Below are 20,352 nucleotides of genomic sequence, written 5' to 3' on the forward strand. Positions count from 1 at the left end.
TAATTCTCTAATTAATAAGAGCTTTTACATCATCAAAATTTAATCCTCCGTAATTCCCTGAACTCATTAAAAGCAAAGCGGAATTTTCCAGATTTAAATTAAAAAGATATTCTTTGAATTCAATAGGATTTGTATAAATGATCAGGTCTTTTCTATTAAAAGAAGTTGCAATTTGGTCATAAGTCACTTCTTCAAGTTGTTTGATTTTTACCGCATCCGGTGAGTAGAATACTACCGCGACATCGGCATACTCCAGAGCGCCTTCGTATTCTTTTAAGAATTCAGCATTTAAGCTGCTGTACGTGTGCAATTCCAGACAAGCTACTAAAGTTCTGTTTGGATATTGTTCTTTTACGGCTTTAGTCGTAGCAGCTACTTTACTTGGTGAATGTGCAAAATCTTTATAGGCTACCTTACCTTTTCCTTCTGCAATTTTTTCCAGACGTTTGGAAGCTCCTTTAAAACTGGCAATTGCTTCATAAAAGTCAGCTTCATCAACTCCCATATTCTGGCAGATCCATTTGGCTCCGGCTAAATTGTTTAAGTTATGTGCTCCGAAAACTTCGATCGGCATGTCCCCTTCCGGTGTTTTTAGTAACGTAACTCCATCACTAACGGTATATTCCGGTGTATGATACGCTAGTTTACGAATTGGGTTTGTAGCCGCTTCTGAAACTCGTTTTACCTCCGGGTCATTTTCGTTGTATACTAAAATGCCTCCGTTAGTAATTTTCCCAATGAAAATTTCGAATTGCTCAACGTAATTTTCATAGGTTGGAAAAACATTAATATGATCCCAGGCAATTCCGGAAATCAGTGCAATATTGGGTTGGTATAAATGAAATTTTGGTCTTCTGTCAATCGGGGACGATAAATATTCGTCTCCTTCCAAAACGATAAAATCGTTCTCTTCTGTCAGGTGTACCATCGTATCAAATCCTTCCAGTTGCGCTCCAACCATATAATCAACTGCAATATTATGGTAATGCATAACATGCAAAATCATCGAAGTAATGGTCGTTTTACCGTGAGAGCCGCCAATAACGACACGGGTTTTATTTTTGGATTGTTCGTATAAAAATTCCGGATACGAATATATTTTCAATCCTAAATCTTGTGCCTTGAGTAATTCAGGGTTATCTGCTTTTGCGTGCATTCCTAAAATGATCGCATCGATATCAGAAGTTATTTTTTCGGGAAACCAGCCTAATTCAGCAGGAAGGATTCCTTTTTTTTCCAATCTTGATTTTGAGGGTTCAAAAATAGCATCGTCACTTCCTGTAACCTGATATCCTTTGTTATGCAATGCTAATGCCAGATTGTGCATAGCACTTCCGCCAATGGCGATGAAATGTGTTTTCATTTAAAATTCCAATTTTTAAGTTCCAAATTCCAATAAATAGCTGAAATTTAGTTGTTGAGATTTAATTATTATGACTCAAACTTTTGCTTTAATTCCCTGGCTTTTTTAGGGTCTTTTAATTTGTTCAAATATAAATTATATAATTTTTGAAATGTGGTTTTTGATTTACCAATTTCATTCGCTTTGATATAATATTTTTCAGCCGAACTAAATCTCTTAAAATATTCTTCAATTTTTCCTCTTGACAAGTAACCATCAACCGGAGATAACTGCATTAATTCGTTTGAATATGAAATTGCCTTTGACTCGCTTCCTCCAAAAATCCCCGGCAGATGAAGATAATATTCCACTAATCCCCAACGCGCCTGAATATGTTTCGGATTTAATTCGATCGCTTTTTCGAATGATTCCCGAACTTCGGTTGCCAGTGCTAAAGCCTTAAATTTATTTACTTCTGAGGCTCTCATTCCTAAAGCGCCACCGTATTTAAAATAATAATTGGCTTCTGCGGGTTTTAGCTCTTTTAGTTTTTTATAATACCCGACAGCTTTTTCCCATAATTTATCATGCGAGGCAATGTCGCCCAAATATTCAATTGTTTTTAGATCTGAGGGTTTGGTTTTCAGCACCTCTTCGAAAGCTACTTTTGCTTCTTCAAATTTTTTTGCATGAAAAAACTTTTCCCCTTTCTCAAAATTAGATTGCGACCATATTAGTAATGGCATAAACAATAAGACGAATAGTAGCTGTTTCATATTTCAAAAATAGCGAAATATAACATCAGTAATTTGCATTTAAAGATAAATTAGTAATTTGTACGAAATTATTTGAAGATCCTCCCAACTTTTTATTTACAATTGTCCTCTTTAGATTAAAACTATCTTATGAAAAATATATTATTTGCATTCTTCTTGTTTTCTACAGCATTGTTTGCGCAACAGATTGACAAAAAATGGGATAAAGTCATAGCCTTTGAAAACGAAGGAAAAATAAAATCAGCCAATAAGATTGTTGAAAAAATATACAAAAAAGCAATCTCAGATAAAGAAGAAGTGCAAATGATAAAATGTTTTTTTTATCAATCTAAATATTTGCAGGTTGTTGATGAGAATGCCCAAACCAAAATTTTAAATAATTTAAAAACGGATATTAATCGCGTTTCGGTTCCTTCAAAGGCTATTTTAACATTGGTATATGCGAAATGTTTACAAAATTATTCTGACTACTACGAACCTTATGCTGTTGTAGATAGTGCGGCGGCAGTAGTTGATGATTATGTTGCATTAATAGATTCGGCTGCTGCGACTATAGACACTTCTCAAGTAGATGGAATTTCCAAAACAAACGATGTTAAGCTTGAATTTACAACTGAAAATGAGATAATCGCTCTTTTCGCAAAAACATTAGAAAACGAAAACATTTTAAAAGCTACTCCTTTAACAAATTATCAGTCCATATTTGAATTTCTAACTTTAGAAAAACTAAAAAGCGAAAGTCTATATGATTATTTATTAAAAGAAAACATCACGTTTTTCACTGAAAAGATAAAAGAATGGCAAATTGAAAAAAGCATTTTCTTAACTCATAAAGAGCAGCTATTAGCAGATTCTGATGTTTTTATAAAACTAAGTTTAGATTTTATAAAAGATGAAAACGTAAAAAAAGTGCTGTCTTTATATCAAAAACAGGAAGCGAATCATCCTACTTTAGAAAATCAGTTTGAGCGGGCACAATTTTGCAATGCCTACCTGTTACAGTCAGACGATGACTTTATGAAGTATTTAAATGAACTTCAAAGCAAATCTAAAGGGGAGATTTTATCTCAGAAAATAAAATTCGAAATAGCCCGCATACTTCTAAAACAAGCTTCAAAAGAAACATATCCAAAGAACAATATTGAGGCAGTTGTCTTATTTGATGAAATTATAAAAATTAATAACCAGTCAAATGCCTCGAAATCGGCTTTAGCTCAAAAACAAGAACTTCTTTCAAAAACATTATCCGTTAAGCTTCAAAAATATACGTACAATAATGAAAATACACGAGCTCTGATTGAATACAAAAACGTAAACTATCTAACCATTTCGTTCTTCAAAATTCCTCAAAAGAAAGTACAAGAATTCAAAAAAGACCGTCAATTATTAGATAGTTTAGCTCCTGTAATTATTAAAAATCAAAGTAAAATTGCCTATCAAAGATATGAGTTCCAAAATAGGCAAGACTATTTTGAGTACAGTACAGAAGTGCTTTTGCCGCATTTAGAAACAGGAAATTATTTGGTTTATTTTGAAAGTGATTCCGATTCAAAAGACGGAAAAGCATATGATTTTGAAATCATCACTGTTTCAAACCTCACTGTCCTTGCTAACCAAAAAAACGATACTGAAAATTATCAGGTTTTAGATCGAAAAACAGGAAAGCCTATAGAAAATGCAAGTATCAAATCAGCAACCTTTACGCTTAAAACAGATTCAAAAGGACTAGCCACTTATAAAAAAATTAACAATAATTATAATTATGAAACTATCGAAATTTCAACACAAAATGATAGTATTTTAATTGATAAGGATTACATTAGTTATAGTAATGAATATAACGAATCTGACAATACCAAAACAAACGCTAAAGTTGAATTTTACTTAGATCGGGCTATTTACCGTCCGGGACAAAACGTTTATTATAAAGGAATTGCAATTCAAAAAACTAAAAACAAAACAAGCATCATTGCCAATACTACATTTAAGCTTATTGTAAACGACGCGAACTATCAACTAATTAAAGAAATTGAAGTAACTACGAATGAATTTGGTTCATTTTCCGGCGAGTTTATTTTACCAAAAAGTGGTCTAACGGGACAATATGGCCTCACTGCATCCAGACCGGAAGACTATAAGAAAAATGAGGCGTACTTTAAAAATCAAGTCCAGTCTCGATTTTGGGAAAATGCAAATTTTGAAAATTCCCGAATTTCTTTCAATGTTGAAGAATACAAACGTCCTAAATTTGAAGTAAGATTTGATCCTAAAAACAAAAGTTTTCAAGTTAATCAGTCCATTAAAGTAAAAGGAAATGCCCAAGCATTTGCGGGAAGTAATATTTCTGATGCAAAAGTAACCTACACAGTTACCCGATATACGAGCTACTTTCGAAATTATTACGGAAATGAAGAAAACGAGGTTTTAACCTTTGGCGAAACTAAAACAGATGCCTCAGGAAAATTCAGTATCGACTTTATCGCTTTACCGTCAAAAAACAGTAAAAAAGAGCAACTACCAGTCTTTAATTATAAAATATTTGCAACGATTACAGACCTTAATGGCGAAACACATTCAGCAGAAACTACTATAAAAGTAGGTTTTCATGATTTGATTATTAATGCCAGTTTACCAAATGAAATTGAAACCAAAGACAAAAACGAAATCAACTTATCGAGTACAAATTTAAACGGAGAATTTTTAGCAGCCAAGGGCGAAATCACACTCTATTTTGTAAAACCATTATCGAATAAATTTAAAAACCGTATTTGGGAAAAACCGGAGATTCAAACTATCGCGCCGGCAGATTTTGAAAAATTATTTCCTTATGAAATATCTGAAAACGAAACTAAACATGTTCCAAATGAAATACTATTATACTCTAAAAAAACAGACACTCAAAAAGACAAAAAAATAGTATTGGATTTTATATCCAATTATAAATCCGGTACCTATAAAATTGTTTTTTCTGCCAAAGACAGTTTTAATAACCCCATTGAATCTGTTTCAAACTTTAAACTCATTCAAAGCAAGGACAAATTCGATCCGAGCAAATTATTTACGGTACAACAAATCAATGAAAACCCTAAAAAAGATGGTTATGTACTTGTAAAATTATCTTCTGTTATTCCTGAACTTTATATTACAGCGAATGGAAATTACGATAGCAAAATATATTTTGAAGATACTTTTCATTTACAAAACAACGAAGCTACAATCAAAATTCCGTTGAAAAATGAATTTGAAAAAAGCATTAAATTAGGTTTCGAAAGTGTTTTTGAAAATGACACTTTTACGGAGGAAATCAATGTAATACTTAAAAATGAAGAAACAAAATTAGAGTGGACAGTTGAAAGTTTCAGGAATAAAATACAACCCGGAACCAGTGAAAACTGGTCGTTCAAATTAAGCGCATTCAACACACAAGCCGAAGCTGAAGTTTTAGCCTCCATGTATGACAGTTCCTTAGATCAGTTTTCTGAGAAGGAATGGGAAACCTTACAATTTAACCGATACAATTACAACGGAACTAATTTCAAAGAAAGATTAGGTTTTGATGTTACGTACGCTTCATTGCAAAATTTAAATACAGTTTTGCCTCTTACAGCTTTTCGTAATGAAGAAACACGACTAAAATGGTTTGGATTTGACATTAATAGTAGTCGATATGGCGATTCACTTGGCCTGACTATAGTGGAGCTTAAAGATAAAAAGGTCGGCAGTGAAACTATTAAAGGTGATGCTGACGCCGTTTTAACTATCGATGAACCTGTTGGAGCTGCAGCTGCTAATATCCTTTCTGACTCCCAACCACCTCTGCCTAAAGTAGATCAGGTAAAATTTATGAAACCTGTATATTTCCAAACCAATAAAGTCAAGTTTATTCCCGGAAAAAAAATAATAACAGGCTTGACATCTCTGGTTATAAATCAATCGACCTTATATGTAATTGACGGAGAAATTTCAACTGAGGATATCGCGAGTAACTTAAATCCAGATGAAATTCTTTCTATGGATATTTTAAGCCCGGACAAAGCCACAGCCCTCTACGGAAGCAGAGGCGCCAACGGAGTCATAATTATCACGACCAAAAAGGCCCTGGAAGAACTTACTCAGGTAAAAGCCCGAAAAAATCTGTCTGAAACCGCTTTCTTTTTACCGAATTTAAAAACAGATGCTAAAGGAAAAGTCAGTTTCAACTTTACTTCCCCGGAAGCTTTAACCGCCTGGAAACTTCGTTTACTGGCACACAATAAAGATGCGGTTTCGGGTTATTTAGAGAAAAGCGTTGTGACTCAAAAAGAGCTGATGGTTTTACCAAATTTCCCACGTTTCTTCAGAGAGAAAGACACTATTGTAATTTCTGCTAAAATCTCAAATATTACAGATAAAGCGAAAACAGGAATTGCCATTTTACAGTTTTTTGATGCCGTAACCATGCAGCCGATTGATACCAAAATGCTGAACGTAAAAAATGTTCGGAATTTCAATGTTGCCGCTTTCGGAAATACAACTGCAACCTGGAAAATTTCTATTCCGGAAGGTTTGCAGGGCGTTCAATATAAAATTTTGGCCAAATCCGGTACTTTTTCCGATGGAGAAGAGAACATTCTACCGGTTTTGACCAACAACATGCTGGTGACAGAAAGTATTCCGATTTGGGTTCGCGAGAATTCTAAAAAGGAATACGCATTTGAGAATCTTAAAAACAATAATTCAAACACCTTACGAAATCATCAATTTACGTTAGAATATACTTCAAACCCTTCGTGGATTGCGATTCAGTCTTTACCTTATTTAATGGAATACGAACACGAATGTGCCGAGCAGACTTTTGCCCGTTTTTATGCGAATGCGCTGGCTACGGAAATTATTTCCGGGAATCCGAAGATTGCGACTGTCTTTGAAGATTGGAGAAAGAATGGAAAACTGAATTCGAAACTGGAAGAAAATGAAGAACTAAAATCGATTATTCTCGCCGAAACACCCTGGCTGAATGACGCACAAAGTGAAGATGAAAAGAAAAAGAATCTCGCACTTTTATTCGATTTGGAAAAAATGAAAACTTCACAGGAGGCGACTTTCGATAAATTAAAACAAAAACAAAAATCGTCCGGAGGGTTTTCCTGGTTTGACGGCGGTGATGAAAGCGAATATATTACGAGACATATTTTAGCCGGTTTAGGTCATTTATCTAAATTGAATAAAACGAAAGAAAATGATACTAAAATTGATGCTATTGCCAAAACAGGAATTCCGTTTCTCGACAATAAGTTTTTATATTATTATAAAACCCAGACTAAAAACATAAAAGGCACAAGCAAACTGATTTGGATTAATCCTTATTCTGATTTGCATTACTTATATACGAGAAGTTTTTATCTGGATAAATATCTCCTTTCCGATACTTTAAAAAAAGCAACTCAACTGTATCTTGAAACGGCTAAAAAAGACTGGTTAAGTTATTATCTTTACGAAAAAGGACTGGCTGCTCTGACTTTAAATCGTTTTGGAGAGAGTGAATCTGCTAAAAAAATAATTGAAAGCCTAAAAGAAACAGCATCTAACAATGAAGATTGGGGAATGTACTGGATTGCTAATAAAGCAGGCTGGTACTGGTATCAGGCGCCAATAGAAACTCAGGCCTTATTGATTGAAGCTTTCGCTGAAGTAACTAACGATACCAAATCGGTTGATGCGATGAAAGTCTGGTTATTAAAAAACAAACAGACCAAAAACTGGCCCACCACAAAAGCCACTACTGAAGCCGTCTACGCTTTATTGATGCAGGGAACCGACTGGCTTTCTGTAAAAGACAATACGGTTATTAAAATTGGAGATGAAAAGATCCTGACCAAAAAATTAGCCGAAAACGAAAAAGAAGCGGAGACGGGTTATATCAAACTCAACTGGAAAAAAGAGGAAGTCAAAAGAGAAATGGCTTCTATCACCATCGAAAACAAATCGAAAGTTCCGGGCTTTGGCGGTGTGTACTGGCAGTATTTTGAAGATTTAGATAAGATCAAAAGCAATTCTGGAGCTGTATTATCAGTTTCGAAAGAATTATATCTAAAGAAAAACTCCCTTAAAGGCGATCAGTTAGAAAAGATAACAAGCAAAAATCCATTAAAAACCGGAGATTTAGTTACTGTAAGATTAGTAATTACGTCAAAAGAAGATATGGAATTTGTACATCTAAAAGACATGAGAGCTTCTTGCTTTGAACCTGTAAGTGTTCTGTCGGAATACCGATACAAAGACCGACTTGGATATTATATCAGTACAAAAGATGCGGCTACACATTTCTTCTTTGACCAGATTAACAAAGGGACTTATGTTTTAGAATATGAAATCAGAGTAAATAATAGTGGCGAATTTTCAAACGGAATTACCACTATTGAAAGTATGTATGCCCCTGAATTTGCAAGTCATACAAAAGGAATTCGGGTAAAAGTGAATTAACAGCACTGATTAAAATTTCCAAAAAATAATTCCAAATTCCAAAATAAGCATTGTAGATTATTATGTTCAGGCTGAGCAAAGTCGAAGCCCATTTTAAACACAAAAAAATCCGACAGGTTTTAAAAGCCTGTCGGATTTAATTTTTAAGAAATCAATCCGATTATTTAATAATCATCATTTCGTCAATAATGTTTTTGGCTCCCGCATATTTGTCGATAATCCAAAGTACGTAGCGAATGTCTACGTTAATTGTTCTTTGCAATTTAGGGTCAAAAATAACATCTCCGGCCATGGCTTCGATATTTCCGTCAAAGGCGATACCAATCAATTCTCCTTTTCCGTTAAGAACCGGTGAACCTGAGTTTCCTCCTGTAATATCATTATCAGTAAGAAAGTTTACAGGCATGTACCCCGCTTTATCTGCATACTGACCGTAATCTTTTGCCTTGTTTAATTTTAATAAACGTGCCGGTAAATCAAATTCCTGATCGCCTGCTTTATACTTTTTTACCATACTTTCCATGGTTGTATAATTGTTGATCTTTGCATCGTTACGTTTGTCTTCCGGCAAAGCACGAACTTTTCCGTATGTCAGTCTCAAAGTTGAATTGGCATCCGGATACTGAATCGCATTTAATTTTGATTCTCTCAAACCTTCTACTAATTCACGGTAAGCAATTGCAAAACCGTCATCCGATTTCATTTGATCCTCTGATTTAAAACGGTATTTTGTCAAAAGATCGTTAGAAATAATATACAACGGATCGTGTACAATCGCTAATGGTTTCGGATCGGCCATAAATGCCAGTACTTTTTCTTTCGTTGTAAAATAACTTGTCTCTGTTGCTTTTGCCACATCTGCGGTAAAATCACCGTTATTAACTGACTTCATTTTAGCTATTTGTGTCGCTAAGCCGTATTCAGCTCCTTTAGCAGCATATAAATTCAATTGTGCTGTCAATAGATCTTTTTCAAGTGGTGCATAAAATTCACCATACATATTATCGATCATTGCCATAATCTTAGGCAGCATTTCAGCCTTTTTAGCATCGTTTTCATTGTAATAGGCAATCAGCGCATTTCCTAAATTTGCTGTTCCGCTGGCATACGCTGAAGTACGTAAAAGCTGCATCAGGTAATTATCGTGAGTCGCTTTTACATTGGTTGATCTGTAATACTCATTGATAGTCGGAATTACATTTTCATACTTTTCCTTATTCGCCGGTTTGGTTGCCCACTCATAGAATTTATCTTCTTGTTCCGCTTTCGTATCTGCTGTTCCTGCTTTAGTCAAAGCATCAATCATCCCCTGACGGTTTTTCCAGTAATTCGCTGTTGAAGCATATTTTGACGCATACTGTAAACGAACAGTGGCATCTTTATCCATATACTTTTTCATTTGGTCCATTCCGGTTTTAGCACCTTCCACCCATGCAGGATAAGCAAATTTTACATTTTGCTCAATTCCGCCGGCTGGCATCCAACGGTTTGTTCTTCCCGGATACCCTAAAATCATCGCAAAGTCATTTTCTTTAACTCCTTTAATGCTTATCGGCAAGTAATGTTTCGGCTGTAATGGCACATTTTCTTTAGAATAAGCAGCAGGATTCCCTGCTTTATCAGCATACACCCTGAACATAGAGAAATCTCCTGTCTGACGCGGCCATTCCCAGTTGTCTGTATCCCCACCAAATTTACCCACACTTTCCGGAGGTGTACCTACTAAACGTACATCCGTATAATCCTGATAAACGAAATAATAGTATTCATTTCCCTGAAAGAAAGGACGAACTGAAACGGTATATTTTCCGCCTTCGTTGTTTTCCTTTTCAATTAAAGCGATTTCCTGCTGAATGATTTTGTTTCTCTCTGTTTCTGTCATTGTATCATTTACTTTAGACAAAATTCTTTTCGAAACATCGTCCATACGTACGAAGAAACGAACGTACAAAGATTTTGGTTTCATCTCTGCGCTTCTTTCTTTTGCCCAGAAACCATCTTTCAGGTAGTTTTGTTCTGCTGTCGAAAGCTCCGCAATAGCGTTGTAACCACAGTGGTGATTTGTTAAAACCAAACCATCTTTGGAAACGATCTCTGCTGTACAACCTCCGTTGAATTGTACCACTGCATCTTTAAGACTGTGATGATTAATACTGTAAATCTCTTCGGCTGTTAATTGCAGTCCCATTTTTTCCATATCTCTATGGTTCAGTCTTTCGATAAACATCAGAAACCACATTCCTTCATCAGCTCTTACAGGAAAAGCCATCAGGCACATGGTTAAGAATAAAATTATTTTTTTCATGTTATTTTGTTTAAGTAATGCGAATATAAGTCATTTTCGCAATTCTGTAATCTTACAAGTTCTTAAAATTATATATCTTCAGTTATTATTGGTGGTTTTTTACGAATATAATATTCTGTAAAACAAAAAAGGTGCCCTGTTTGCCAGGACACCTTTCTATAAATCATATAGATTTTATTCATTCAGCATTTTCCAAAGCTTGTCTTTCAAATCTGTTAAACCTTGTTGGGCCACAGATGAAATAAACATATACGGAATATCCTTAAAAGCAACATCTAATTCTACTTTTAGTTCTGCTTTAAGCTCATCATCCAGCATATCACATTTTGAAATAACCAAAAGACGTTCTTTATCCAGCATTTCCGGATTGTATTTTGTCAATTCGTTCACCAAAATATCATACTCTCCTTTGATATCAGGAGTATCAACAGGTACTAAAAATAATAAAGTCGAATTACGTTCAATATGGCGTAAGAAATAATGTCCAAGACCTTTTCCTTCCGCTGCACCTTCTATAATTCCGGGAATATCTGCAATTACAAAAGACTGAAAATCCCTGTAGGCAACAATTCCTAAGTTTGGTTTTAAGGTTGTAAACGGGTAATCGGCAATTTTTGGTTTTGCAGAAGTCAGCACAGACAATAAGGTTGACTTCCCTGCATTAGGAAAACCTACAAGACCTACATCTGCCAAAACTTTAAGCTCCAGGATCACATCCATCTCTACTCCCGGTAAACCTGGCTGTGCATATCTTGGTGTCTGATTGGTAGAACTTCTGAAGTGCCAGTTTCCTAACCCTCCTTTACCTCCTTTAGACAGGATTCTTTTTTCGCCGTCTTCGGTAATTTCGAATAAGGTTTCTCCGGTTTCCTTATCTTTAACAACAGTTCCCAAAGGTACTTCGATAAATTTATCATCTCCGTCAGCTCCTGTGCTACGGTCTCCTCCACCATCTCCACCGTGACCTGCTTTAATATGACGCGCAAACTTTAAGTGGAACAATGTCCAAAGTCCTTTATTACCTACTAAGTATACATGTCCTCCACGACCACCATCACCACCGTCCGGGCCTCCTTTTTCAATAAATTTTTCTCTATGTAAATGTGTAGATCCTTTTCCTCCCTTTCCGGAAGAAACATATATCTTAACATAATCTACAAAATTTCCTTCTGTCATTGTTTTAAATTTCAGATTTTAGATTTTGGATTTTAGATTACTCTAATCGTATTACTAAATTCTATTGTTTTTAGTATTCCGTCTCAGTCTCATTTTCAGGGCAAACTGCGACTGAATACTGTGACTGAAAACTATTTTATTCTCTCTACTCTTTAAGTGCTTTTACCAGCACCTTATCAATCTTTACGCCATCCATATCAATGACTTCAAGCACAAATTTTTGCCAGATTAATTTCTCCCCTTCTTTCGGAATATGAGAAAGCTCGGTCATAATCATTCCGCTTACCGTATTGACTTCGTAATCATTTGTCAATTCATCCAACTCAAAATAAGTTAAGAAATCGTGTAACGAATAATGTCCGTCTACCAGCCATGAACCATCTTCTCTTTCGATTAGCTGGAATTCATCTTTATAAAAATCAGAAGCATCGCCTACTAAGGCTTCCAATATATCATTTAGTGTGATAATTCCCTGAAAAACACCATATTCATCTGAAACCAAAGCATAGTGAATACCTGTTTTTTTGAAATTTTCCAATGCTTTGTAAGCCGTGGTCTGCTCCATTAAATACGGAGCATCGATCATAATTGCCGATAAATCAAAATGATCGCTTTCGATATTGGCAAATATATTTTTAAGGGTTACGATTCCGACAATATCGTCGTAATTATCGCTGTAAACCGGATAAACGGTGTGTAAATCCTGTAAAACCAGTTCTTTAATTTTGGCTTTATCAGCATTTAACGGCAGCATATCTACCGATTTACGGTGTGTCATTAATGAATTTACTTTTCGGTCACCAATATGAAACACACGCTCCACGATATCCTGTTCAATTTCCTGAACTTCTCCGCCTTCGGTTCCTTCTTTTATAATGGCTTTAATTTCTTCTTCCGTCACTTTTCCGTCTGCGGTGGGTTTTATTCTCATCACATTCAATAAAAAATCGGTCGATGAGGTAAGCAGCCAGATGAAAGGAGCTGTAATAATCGAAACGATCTTCATTGGCATGGCTACCATTTTCGCAATAGATTCAGGATAATTCAATCCGATGCGTTTCGGCAGTAATTCCCCTAAAACCAAAGAGAAAAAGGTTAGAACCACCACGACAATCCCAACTGCAACGGAATGGGCATAAGGTTTTAAAACCTGAAATCCGCTAACAAATGTCTCGACATCAATTGTGATTTTATCTCCTGAATAAATACCGGTCAAAATTCCGATTAAGGTAATTCCGATCTGAACAGTTGATAAAAACTTGTTAGGCGAATTAGCTAAATCCAACGCTATTCTGGCACTCTTGTTTCCTTTTTTAGCGGCTGTTTCCAGTCTGTTTTTCCGGGCTGAAATCAGTGCAATTTCAGACATGGAGAAAACTCCGTTTAATAGTATTAGAAAAAATATTATTAGTATTTCCAATTTGTAATTGATTCGTTATTGAATAGTTCGTTAAATGTAATTTGTAACCTAAATGTATTATAGCCTTAATGTCCTGACAAGCCCTGAACTAAAAAAACTAATTTTTCCTCCCAGAAAACAGCAATCCGAAGACGCTTGTTTTATGGTATGGAAAAATAGTTTTCTTTTATCCCGATGGCTTTCGGGATGAAACGACAGCTGGAAAAAGCTTCTACAAATTATCTATAACTGACGTTAATCGCTCTGTAATTTCTTCGATAGTTCCGATACCGTTTACGGCATAAAACTTATTTTGTTCTTTATAATAACCAATTAATGGTGCTGTTTTCTCATTGTATTCCTGATATCTTACACGAATTTTCTCTTCGTCCTGATCATCGGGTCTTCCACTTGTTTTTCCTCTTTCCAACAGACGGGCTACCAAAATTTCATCATCAGCTTCTAAAGCGATTGTTGCGGTAACACTTGAACCAATTGTTGGCAGAAATTTATCCAAAGCCTCGGCCTGGTCTAAAGTTCTTGGATAACCGTCGAATAAAAATCCTGCTGTATCCGGGTGTTTTTTCACTTCGTCAATTAACATTGCAGTTGTTACTTCGCAAGGTACCAACTCTCCATTATCCATAAAAACTCTTGCTTTTTTACCCAAATCTGTATCATTTTTTAAATTAAAACGAAAAATATCTCCGGTTGAAAGATGTGTTAATTTGTATTTTTCTTTTAAAAATTCTGCCTGAGTTCCTTTTCCTGCTCCCGGCTTTCCAAATAAAACAATGTTAATCATAATAAGTGTGAGTGTTGCTTGACTTCTTAATTTTCAAAGAAGTTTAAAATGAATATATAGTTGTGTGTTTTGTTTACAATTTATTCCGCCAATTTATATACTTCCGTTAAATTTCGTCCTAAACCATCATAGTCTAAACCGTAGCCGACAATGAATTTATTCGGAATCCTAATCCCGACATAATCGATTTTAATATCTTTTTTATATGCTTCCGGTTTAAAGAACAAAGTTGCAATCTTAAAATGCTTTACATTCTGTGCTTTAAACATCTGTTTTAATTCCTCGATTGTATTCCCTGTATCGACGATATCTTCAATGATAATAACAGTCCTGCCGGATAAATCCTGATTGATTCCTATTAATTCTTTAACCGAATTAGTAGATTCTGTGCCTTCATACGACGCCATTTTGATAAATGAAACTTCGCAGGGCTTTTTGTATTTTTTCAGGAAATCGGCAACCACCATAAATGCGCCATTCAGAACTCCAATAAAAATTGGTGTATCATCTCCGAAATCATCTTCTACTTGTGCAACTATTTTCGTTAAAGCAAAATCAATTTCTTTTGCCGAAATAAACGGAACAAATTGTTTATCGTGAAGTTGTATCATTATTTTTATGTTTAAAATAATGCGCAAAGATACAGAATTACAACCAAACTGTTAGTATCAAATTATTTTGAAACAACACTTTTTTATCAATGTTAAATATCAGTTAATTTTTACATTTCAATTCTGTTATTATTTTTTACATTTACTAAATTGTTGTCTTTAACATATTTAACTCCAAATCACAATGAAAATAATAAGACAAATATCTTCTGCTATATTATTAATCGTCCTGACAGCCTGTAACGGACAGGTCAAAAAAGAAGAAAAAGAAGCACTTGCAAAACAGCCCGGTAATATTGTCAAAACGGCAATCGGGGAAATTACTTTACCACCACCCTACGCTACCGAATCCAAAACAAATAACAGCCGCGTCCTGAAATGGCCTGATGGAAAAACACCAAAAGCACCCGAAGGTTTTACCGTATCTAAATTTGCAGATGGTCTGGAAAATCCGCGTTGGACCTATATTGCCCCAAACAATGATATTTTTATTGTTGAGAGCGGTACCAGAGCCAGTAAAAATCAGATTACGGTTTTTCGTGATGCTGATAAAGACGGAAAATTTGAGACCCGCAATGTTTTTATTTCAGGGCTGAACAGGCCTTTTGGAATGCTGGTGCTGAAAGATTTTTTCTATATCGCCAACACTGACGGCCTTTATCGCTATCGTTATAAAAATAATCCCCTCAAACTGGAAACCCAGGGCACAAAAATTCTCGAACTTCCTGCCGGAGGCTACAACAATCACTGGACGAGAAATTTACTTGCAAATACTGACGGAACAAAAATCTATATTTCCGTAGGATCAGGAAGTAATGTGGGGGAAAACGGAATGGACAAAGAAGTGCGCCGCGCTGCAATTCTCGAAGTAAATCCCGACGGAACCGGTGAGAAAATTTATGCGTCCGGAATTAGAAACCCCGTCGGAATGGACTGGAATCCGGCGAATGGCGAACTTTGGACAGCGGTTAATGAGCGTGACGAACTGGGCGATGATCTGGTTCCAGATTATGTTACCAGTGTTAAAAAAGACGGTTTTTACGGCTGGCCGTATTCGTACTATGGGAATATTTTAGATCCAAGAATGAAAGGCGAACGCAAAGATTTAGCCGCAAAAGCAATTGTACCCGACGTTCCTGTTGGTGCTCATACGGCTTCTCTTGGACTGGCATTTTATACGAAAGATGCTTTTCCGAAGAAATACAAAAACGGAATTTTCATAGGTCAGCATGGTTCCTGGAATCGCGCTAAAATATCAGGATATAAAGTTCTTTTCGTTCCTTTTACCAATGGAAAACCTTCCGGAAAACCCGAAGATTTTTTAACCGGATTTATTGCAGATGAAGCCAAAGCGGAAGTATATGGCCGTCCCGTTGCCGTTACGGTTATGAATGACGGATCACTTCTGGTAAACGATGACAGCGGAAATACCATCTGGAAAGTAACTGCCAATAAATAACAGCTCCTTTTTATGATTTTAAAAAAATACTGCTTTCTTTATTTTTTTGCATTGCTTTTTTTACAAACGATCAATGCACAAAATAGGGAAAGCAACACTATAGATTCGCTTCAGACGCAGAAACTCAAAGAAGTCGTGATTAGTCCGTTTTATATTAATACCGACTTGCAAAATGCTCCGGCTTCAATTGGCATTTTATCCAGAAAAGATTTATTGCAAAATAATACAACCGATATCAGCACTGTTATTAATACAATTCCAGGTGTTTTTATGCAGTCTGCAAATTTTACAACCACCCGGATTTCAATTCGTGGCATTGGCGCAAGAACACCTTACGGCACGAATAAAATCAGGGCTTTTTACGGTAGTATTCCGCTCACTTCCGGAAACAGCGAAACCGTGATCGATGATATTGATCTACAAAGCATCAGCCAGGTCGAAATTATCAAAGGCCCTCTTTCCAGCGTTTACGGTGCGGGATTAGGCGGCGCGATTTTACTTTCACCTCAACTTTCAAAAACACAGGGGCAAAATGCCGGAATAAGCACCGTTTTTGGCTCTTACGGTTTATTAAAAAACACCCTTAATTACAGCCTGAATGAAAAACAAGGCAGTTTAAACCTGAGTTATCACAAACTGCAAACCGATGGCTGGAGGGAAAACAGTGCCTATAACCGGGAAGGAATTACAATGGCCGGCGAATTGTTTAAAAAGGAAAAGAGCAAACTGACTTACTTTTCCAATTATACTTATCTCAAATCTTTCATTCCCAGTTCGATCAATAAAACGATGTTTGAAAACAATCCAAAATCCGGTGCTCCAACCTGGGTCGCTTCAAAAGGATACAAAGAATACAAATCGACTCTGGGCGGATTGGCTTATGATTTTAAAATCAATGAAAACATACAGAATTCAACTTCGGTTTTTATCAATTACAAAGACAGTAATGAACCCAGGCCTTTTGATATTCTGCGTCAATATACTTTTGCAGCCGGTGCCAGAACGCAGTTTTCAGGAAGTTTTAAAATTAAGGAAACCGAAAACCAGTTTATAACCGGAATCGAATATTTCTCAGACACTTACAAAGGCAATACGTTCGAAAATCTATATCAGCAGAATAATGGACAGGGAAGTTTACAGGGAAACCAGCTTACCGAAAATGGTCAGAAAAGGCATTTTTACAATATTTTTTCGCAAATCAGAACGTTACTTTCCAAACAGTTTGAAATCCAGGCCGGACTAAATTACAATAAAACAGCATTTGAATTGGAGAATTATAACCTCAGTTTGAATCAACAATACAGTTATGACGGTATTCTTTCCCCCCAATTGTCTTTGTTATTTAAAACCAGTAAGGAGAGAACCCTGTATTTTTCAGCAAGCCGCGGCTTTTCACTACCGGCGACGGAAGAAACACTGACCAGCAACGGAACCATTAATCCTGATATCAAACCGGAGAACGGCTATAATTTTGAAGCAGGTGGAAAATTCTATTTTTTCAATAAAAAACTGTACACCGAATTTGCTGTTTACCGAATGGAAATAAAAGATCTGCTGGTAGCAAAACGCGTTGGAGACGATCAGTATGTAGGTGTAAATGCCGGCAAAACATTTCACGAAGGGATCGAAATAACCTTAAAACACAATTGGCCTATTAATTCATTCTGGACAATGAGTTCCTATTTTTCGAGTTCTTTGGGCAAATATGAATTTAAAGAATACCTGGATAACGGAAATGATTTTTCAGGAAACAAATTAACCGGAGTGGCTGCGAATAAAGTAAATGCCGGATTGATTTTCAATTCCCGTTCAGGCATTTATTTTTCTGCCGATTATCAGTTTGTGGATGAAATTCCGTTAAACGATGCCAACACCGCATATTCAGATGCCTACCACATGGTCAATATTAAAGCGGGTTACGGATTTGAAATTTTGCCTTTCCTGACGACCAGTTTTGCTGCCGGAATCAATAATCTTACCAACGAAAAATATGCTTCATTAATTTTACCCAATGCTGTCGCAGTCGGAAATGCAATGCCTAGATATTATTATCCGGGACTTCCCGTAAATTATTACGGAACAATCTCATTAAATTACTTATTTTAGATGTTGCACACAAAATCAAATTCAGATAAAATGTCTTCCGCACTTCAATTAAAACTCAACTATGTAACGGCTTATCGGGAAAACCGTCTTAAAGTGGCGCAGGACATTTTGGAAAACAAGCTTTTTTTTGAGGAGCTAGTGGCTGTTTCTTTTTCGCCTTCAGACAAAAACAATCACAAGGCTTGCTGGATTTTAGAATTTGTATCTTATGAAGAACTGAATTGGCTGCAGCCTCATCTTGATTTTTTCTGTGCTAATTTAAAAATATTAAAAGACGAAAGTGCGATACGTCCGATTGCCAAAGTAGTGCAGCTTTTAATAAAGTCGCATTATAAGAAAACCGAAAACAGCGTTTTACTTTCTGAAGAAAATCTTCAGGATTGCATAGAAACTTCTTTTGACTGGCTTATAAATGATACCAAAGTGGCTACGAAAGCCTATTCCATAAGAACTTTATACGTATTGGGAAATCATTACGTCTGGATTCATCCGGAGCTGCAAATCATTCTGAATAAAGATTATGCAGATCATTCGGCAGCATACAAAGCCGTTGCAAAGGAAGTCCTGAAGAAAATAAAATAGCTATTACATTCCTTTAAATTCAACACAGATGGCACTAATGATCCTGTTCTGAAAATTAGAAGATGAAAAAAATCATGAAAATCGTGAAATTAATGGCAAAAAAAAGATTAAAAAGTATCTTTGCAAAAACACAACAACAATGAATTATTTTTCTTCTGATTTTAAATTAGGAATTTTAGGTGGCGGGCAATTAGGCAAAATGCTATTGTCTGATACCAGAAAGTTTGACATCCAGACTTATGTTTTAGATCCGAGTGACGAAGCGCCGAGCAAAATTGCCTGTAATAAATTCTTCAAGGGCGATTTGATGGATTATGAAACAGTTTACAATTTTGGAAAACAGGTTGATGTTTTAACTTTCGAAATTGAATTGGTTAATCTGGAAGCTTTAACGCAATTGGAAAACGAAGGCGTGAAAGTATATCCTTCTCCAAAAACCCTGAAGGGAATCCAAAACAAAGGCGTACAAAAAGATTTTTACACCTCAAGCAATATCCCTACAGCCGCGTATTTAAGATTTGACAGTCCGGAGCAATTGCAGAAGTCTGTTGGAAACGATGAAATGACCATTCCATTTGTATGGAAATGTACCGAATTCGGTTATGACGGAAATGGCGTAAAAGTCATTCGCCAGATTTCTGATATGGATGATCTTCCTAATGTAGAATGCATTGCAGAAACTATGGTCCCGTTTAAAAACGAACTGGCTGTAATCGTCTGCAGAAACCCATCCGGAGAAATAAAAACCTATCCTGTTGTCGAAATGGAATTCCACCCGGAAGCCAATCAGGTAGAATACGTAATTTGTCCTGCACGTATTGACGAAAAAGTAGCCGAAAAAGCCCGGGCAATCGCCTTGAATGTTTCTGAAAAATTCAACCACGTTGGCCTTTTGGCAGTGGAAATGTTTCAAACCAGCGACGACGAAATTTTGGTAAACGAAGTAGCACCGCGTCCGCACAATTCAGGTCATTATTCCATTGAGGCCAGTTATACTTCACAATTCGAAAATCATTTGCGTGCCATTTTAGATCTTCCGTTAGGAAATACAGACAGCAAAGTCGCTGGCGTTATGGTTAATTTAGTAGGTGCCGAAGGTTTTTCGGGAGATGTAGTTTACGAAAACATTGAAACCATTTTAGGATGGAACGGTGTTACGCCACATATTTACGGTAAAAAGCAAACCCGTCCTTTTAGAAAAATGGGGCATGTGACGATAGTAAATGAAAATATGGTAGAAGCGAGACGTATTGCCGAGGAAGTGAAGAATACGATTAAGGTGATTAGTTTGTAGTCGCAGTTTTCAGTCGCAGTCCACAAACTTGAAAC

12 protein-coding genes are annotated in these 20,352 nt (G+C 36.0%); 5 read left to right on the plus strand and 7 right to left on the minus strand.

Annotated elements, in window-relative coordinates:
* Positions 1-7: 7 nt before the first annotated feature.
* Together D0817_RS11610 and D0817_RS11615 are read right to left on the minus strand one after the other, a co-directional pair.
* Positions 8-1,363, minus strand: coding sequence for a UDP-N-acetylmuramate--L-alanine ligase (locus D0817_RS11610; protein WP_127338534.1), 1,356 nt, complete (start codon positions 1,361-1,363; stop codon positions 8-10).
* Between the two features lie 68 nt (positions 1,364-1,431).
* Entirely contained in the window at positions 1,432-2,118 is a 687-nt protein-coding gene (locus tag D0817_RS11615; protein WP_127338535.1) for a tetratricopeptide repeat protein, read from the minus strand.
* A 129-nt stretch (positions 2,119-2,247) separates the two neighbouring features.
* Here D0817_RS11615 and D0817_RS11620 point away from each other — a divergent pair, with 129 nt between their 5' ends.
* A complete protein-coding gene (locus D0817_RS11620) occupies positions 2,248-8,580 on the plus strand; it encodes an alpha-2-macroglobulin family protein (protein WP_127338536.1) in 6,333 nt (2,110 codons plus the stop codon).
* Between the two features lie 160 nt (positions 8,581-8,740).
* Here D0817_RS11620 and D0817_RS11625 read toward each other — a convergent pair whose 3' ends face one another.
* The 5 genes from D0817_RS11625 to hpt form a co-directional block, all read right to left on the minus strand.
* Positions 8,741-10,885, minus strand: a complete 2,145-nt coding sequence (locus D0817_RS11625) for a S46 family peptidase (protein WP_127338537.1) — start codon at positions 10,883-10,885, stop codon at positions 8,741-8,743.
* A 174-nt stretch (positions 10,886-11,059) separates the two neighbouring features.
* Positions 11,060-12,061, minus strand: a complete 1,002-nt coding sequence (obgE, locus tag D0817_RS11630) for a GTPase ObgE (protein WP_127338538.1) — start codon at positions 12,059-12,061, stop codon at positions 11,060-11,062.
* A gap of 145 nt (positions 12,062-12,206) precedes the next feature.
* Positions 12,207-13,481 carry a hemolysin family protein gene (locus tag D0817_RS11635; protein WP_127338539.1) on the minus strand — a complete coding sequence of 425 codons (1,275 nt, stop codon included), beginning with the start codon at positions 13,479-13,481 and terminating at the stop codon, positions 12,207-12,209.
* Between the two features lie 211 nt (positions 13,482-13,692).
* Positions 13,693-14,265, minus strand: coding sequence for an adenylate kinase (locus D0817_RS11640; protein ID WP_127338540.1), 573 nt, complete (start codon positions 14,263-14,265; stop codon positions 13,693-13,695).
* 80 nt (positions 14,266-14,345) lie between these two features.
* Positions 14,346-14,876: a hypoxanthine phosphoribosyltransferase gene (gene hpt, locus D0817_RS11645; protein ID WP_127338541.1), complete on the minus strand. Its 531-nt coding sequence runs from the start codon at positions 14,874-14,876 to the stop codon at positions 14,346-14,348.
* 184 nt (positions 14,877-15,060) lie between these two features.
* On the opposite strand from hpt, the gene D0817_RS11650 reads away from it, so the two are divergent.
* The 4 genes from D0817_RS11650 (at position 15,061) to D0817_RS11665 (ending at position 20,317) form a co-directional block, all read left to right on the plus strand.
* On the plus strand, positions 15,061-16,335 hold the full coding sequence (locus tag D0817_RS11650; protein WP_127338542.1) for a PQQ-dependent sugar dehydrogenase: 1,275 nt from the start codon (positions 15,061-15,063) through the stop codon (positions 16,333-16,335).
* Between the two features lie 12 nt (positions 16,336-16,347).
* Positions 16,348-18,441: a TonB-dependent receptor gene (locus tag D0817_RS11655; protein ID WP_127338543.1), complete on the plus strand. Its 2,094-nt coding sequence runs from the start codon at positions 16,348-16,350 to the stop codon at positions 18,439-18,441.
* A gap of 30 nt (positions 18,442-18,471) precedes the next feature.
* Positions 18,472-19,023: a HEAT-like fold family protein gene (locus D0817_RS11660; protein ID WP_238160858.1), complete on the plus strand. Its 552-nt coding sequence runs from the start codon at positions 18,472-18,474 to the stop codon at positions 19,021-19,023.
* A 139-nt stretch (positions 19,024-19,162) separates the two neighbouring features.
* Entirely contained in the window at positions 19,163-20,317 is a 1,155-nt protein-coding gene (locus D0817_RS11665; protein ID WP_127338545.1) for a 5-(carboxyamino)imidazole ribonucleotide synthase, read from the plus strand.
* The last annotated feature ends 35 nt before the right edge of the window (positions 20,318-20,352 follow it).

Source organism: Flavobacterium cupreum (genome assembly GCF_003996965.1).
Classification (GTDB): domain Bacteria; phylum Bacteroidota; class Bacteroidia; order Flavobacteriales; family Flavobacteriaceae; genus Flavobacterium; species Flavobacterium cupreum.

What these genes read in the sequence shown, in the direction of transcription:
- D0817_RS11610 (WP_127338534.1), bottom strand. Translation starts at nt 1,363, where the DNA reads ATGAAAACACATTTCATCGCCATTGGCGGAAGTGCTATGCACAATCTG.
- D0817_RS11615 (WP_127338535.1), bottom strand. Translation starts at nt 2,118, where the DNA reads ATGAAACAGCTACTATTCGTCTTATTGTTTATGCCATTACTAATATGG.
- D0817_RS11620 (WP_127338536.1), top strand. Translation starts at nt 2,248, where the DNA reads ATGAAAAATATATTATTTGCATTCTTCTTGTTTTCTACAGCATTGTTT.
- D0817_RS11625 (WP_127338537.1), bottom strand. Translation starts at nt 10,885, where the DNA reads ATGAAAAAAATAATTTTATTCTTAACCATGTGCCTGATGGCTTTTCCT.
- obgE (WP_127338538.1), bottom strand. Translation starts at nt 12,061, where the DNA reads ATGACAGAAGGAAATTTTGTAGATTATGTTAAGATATATGTTTCTTCC.
- D0817_RS11640 (WP_127338540.1), bottom strand. Translation starts at nt 14,265, where the DNA reads ATGATTAACATTGTTTTATTTGGAAAGCCGGGAGCAGGAAAAGGAACT.
- hpt (WP_127338541.1), bottom strand. Translation starts at nt 14,876, where the DNA reads ATGATACAACTTCACGATAAACAATTTGTTCCGTTTATTTCGGCAAAA.
- D0817_RS11650 (WP_127338542.1), top strand. Translation starts at nt 15,061, where the DNA reads ATGAAAATAATAAGACAAATATCTTCTGCTATATTATTAATCGTCCTG.
- D0817_RS11655 (WP_127338543.1), top strand. Translation starts at nt 16,348, where the DNA reads ATGATTTTAAAAAAATACTGCTTTCTTTATTTTTTTGCATTGCTTTTT.
- D0817_RS11660 (WP_238160858.1), top strand. Translation starts at nt 18,472, where the DNA reads ATGTCTTCCGCACTTCAATTAAAACTCAACTATGTAACGGCTTATCGG.
- D0817_RS11665 (WP_127338545.1), top strand. Translation starts at nt 19,163, where the DNA reads ATGAATTATTTTTCTTCTGATTTTAAATTAGGAATTTTAGGTGGCGGG.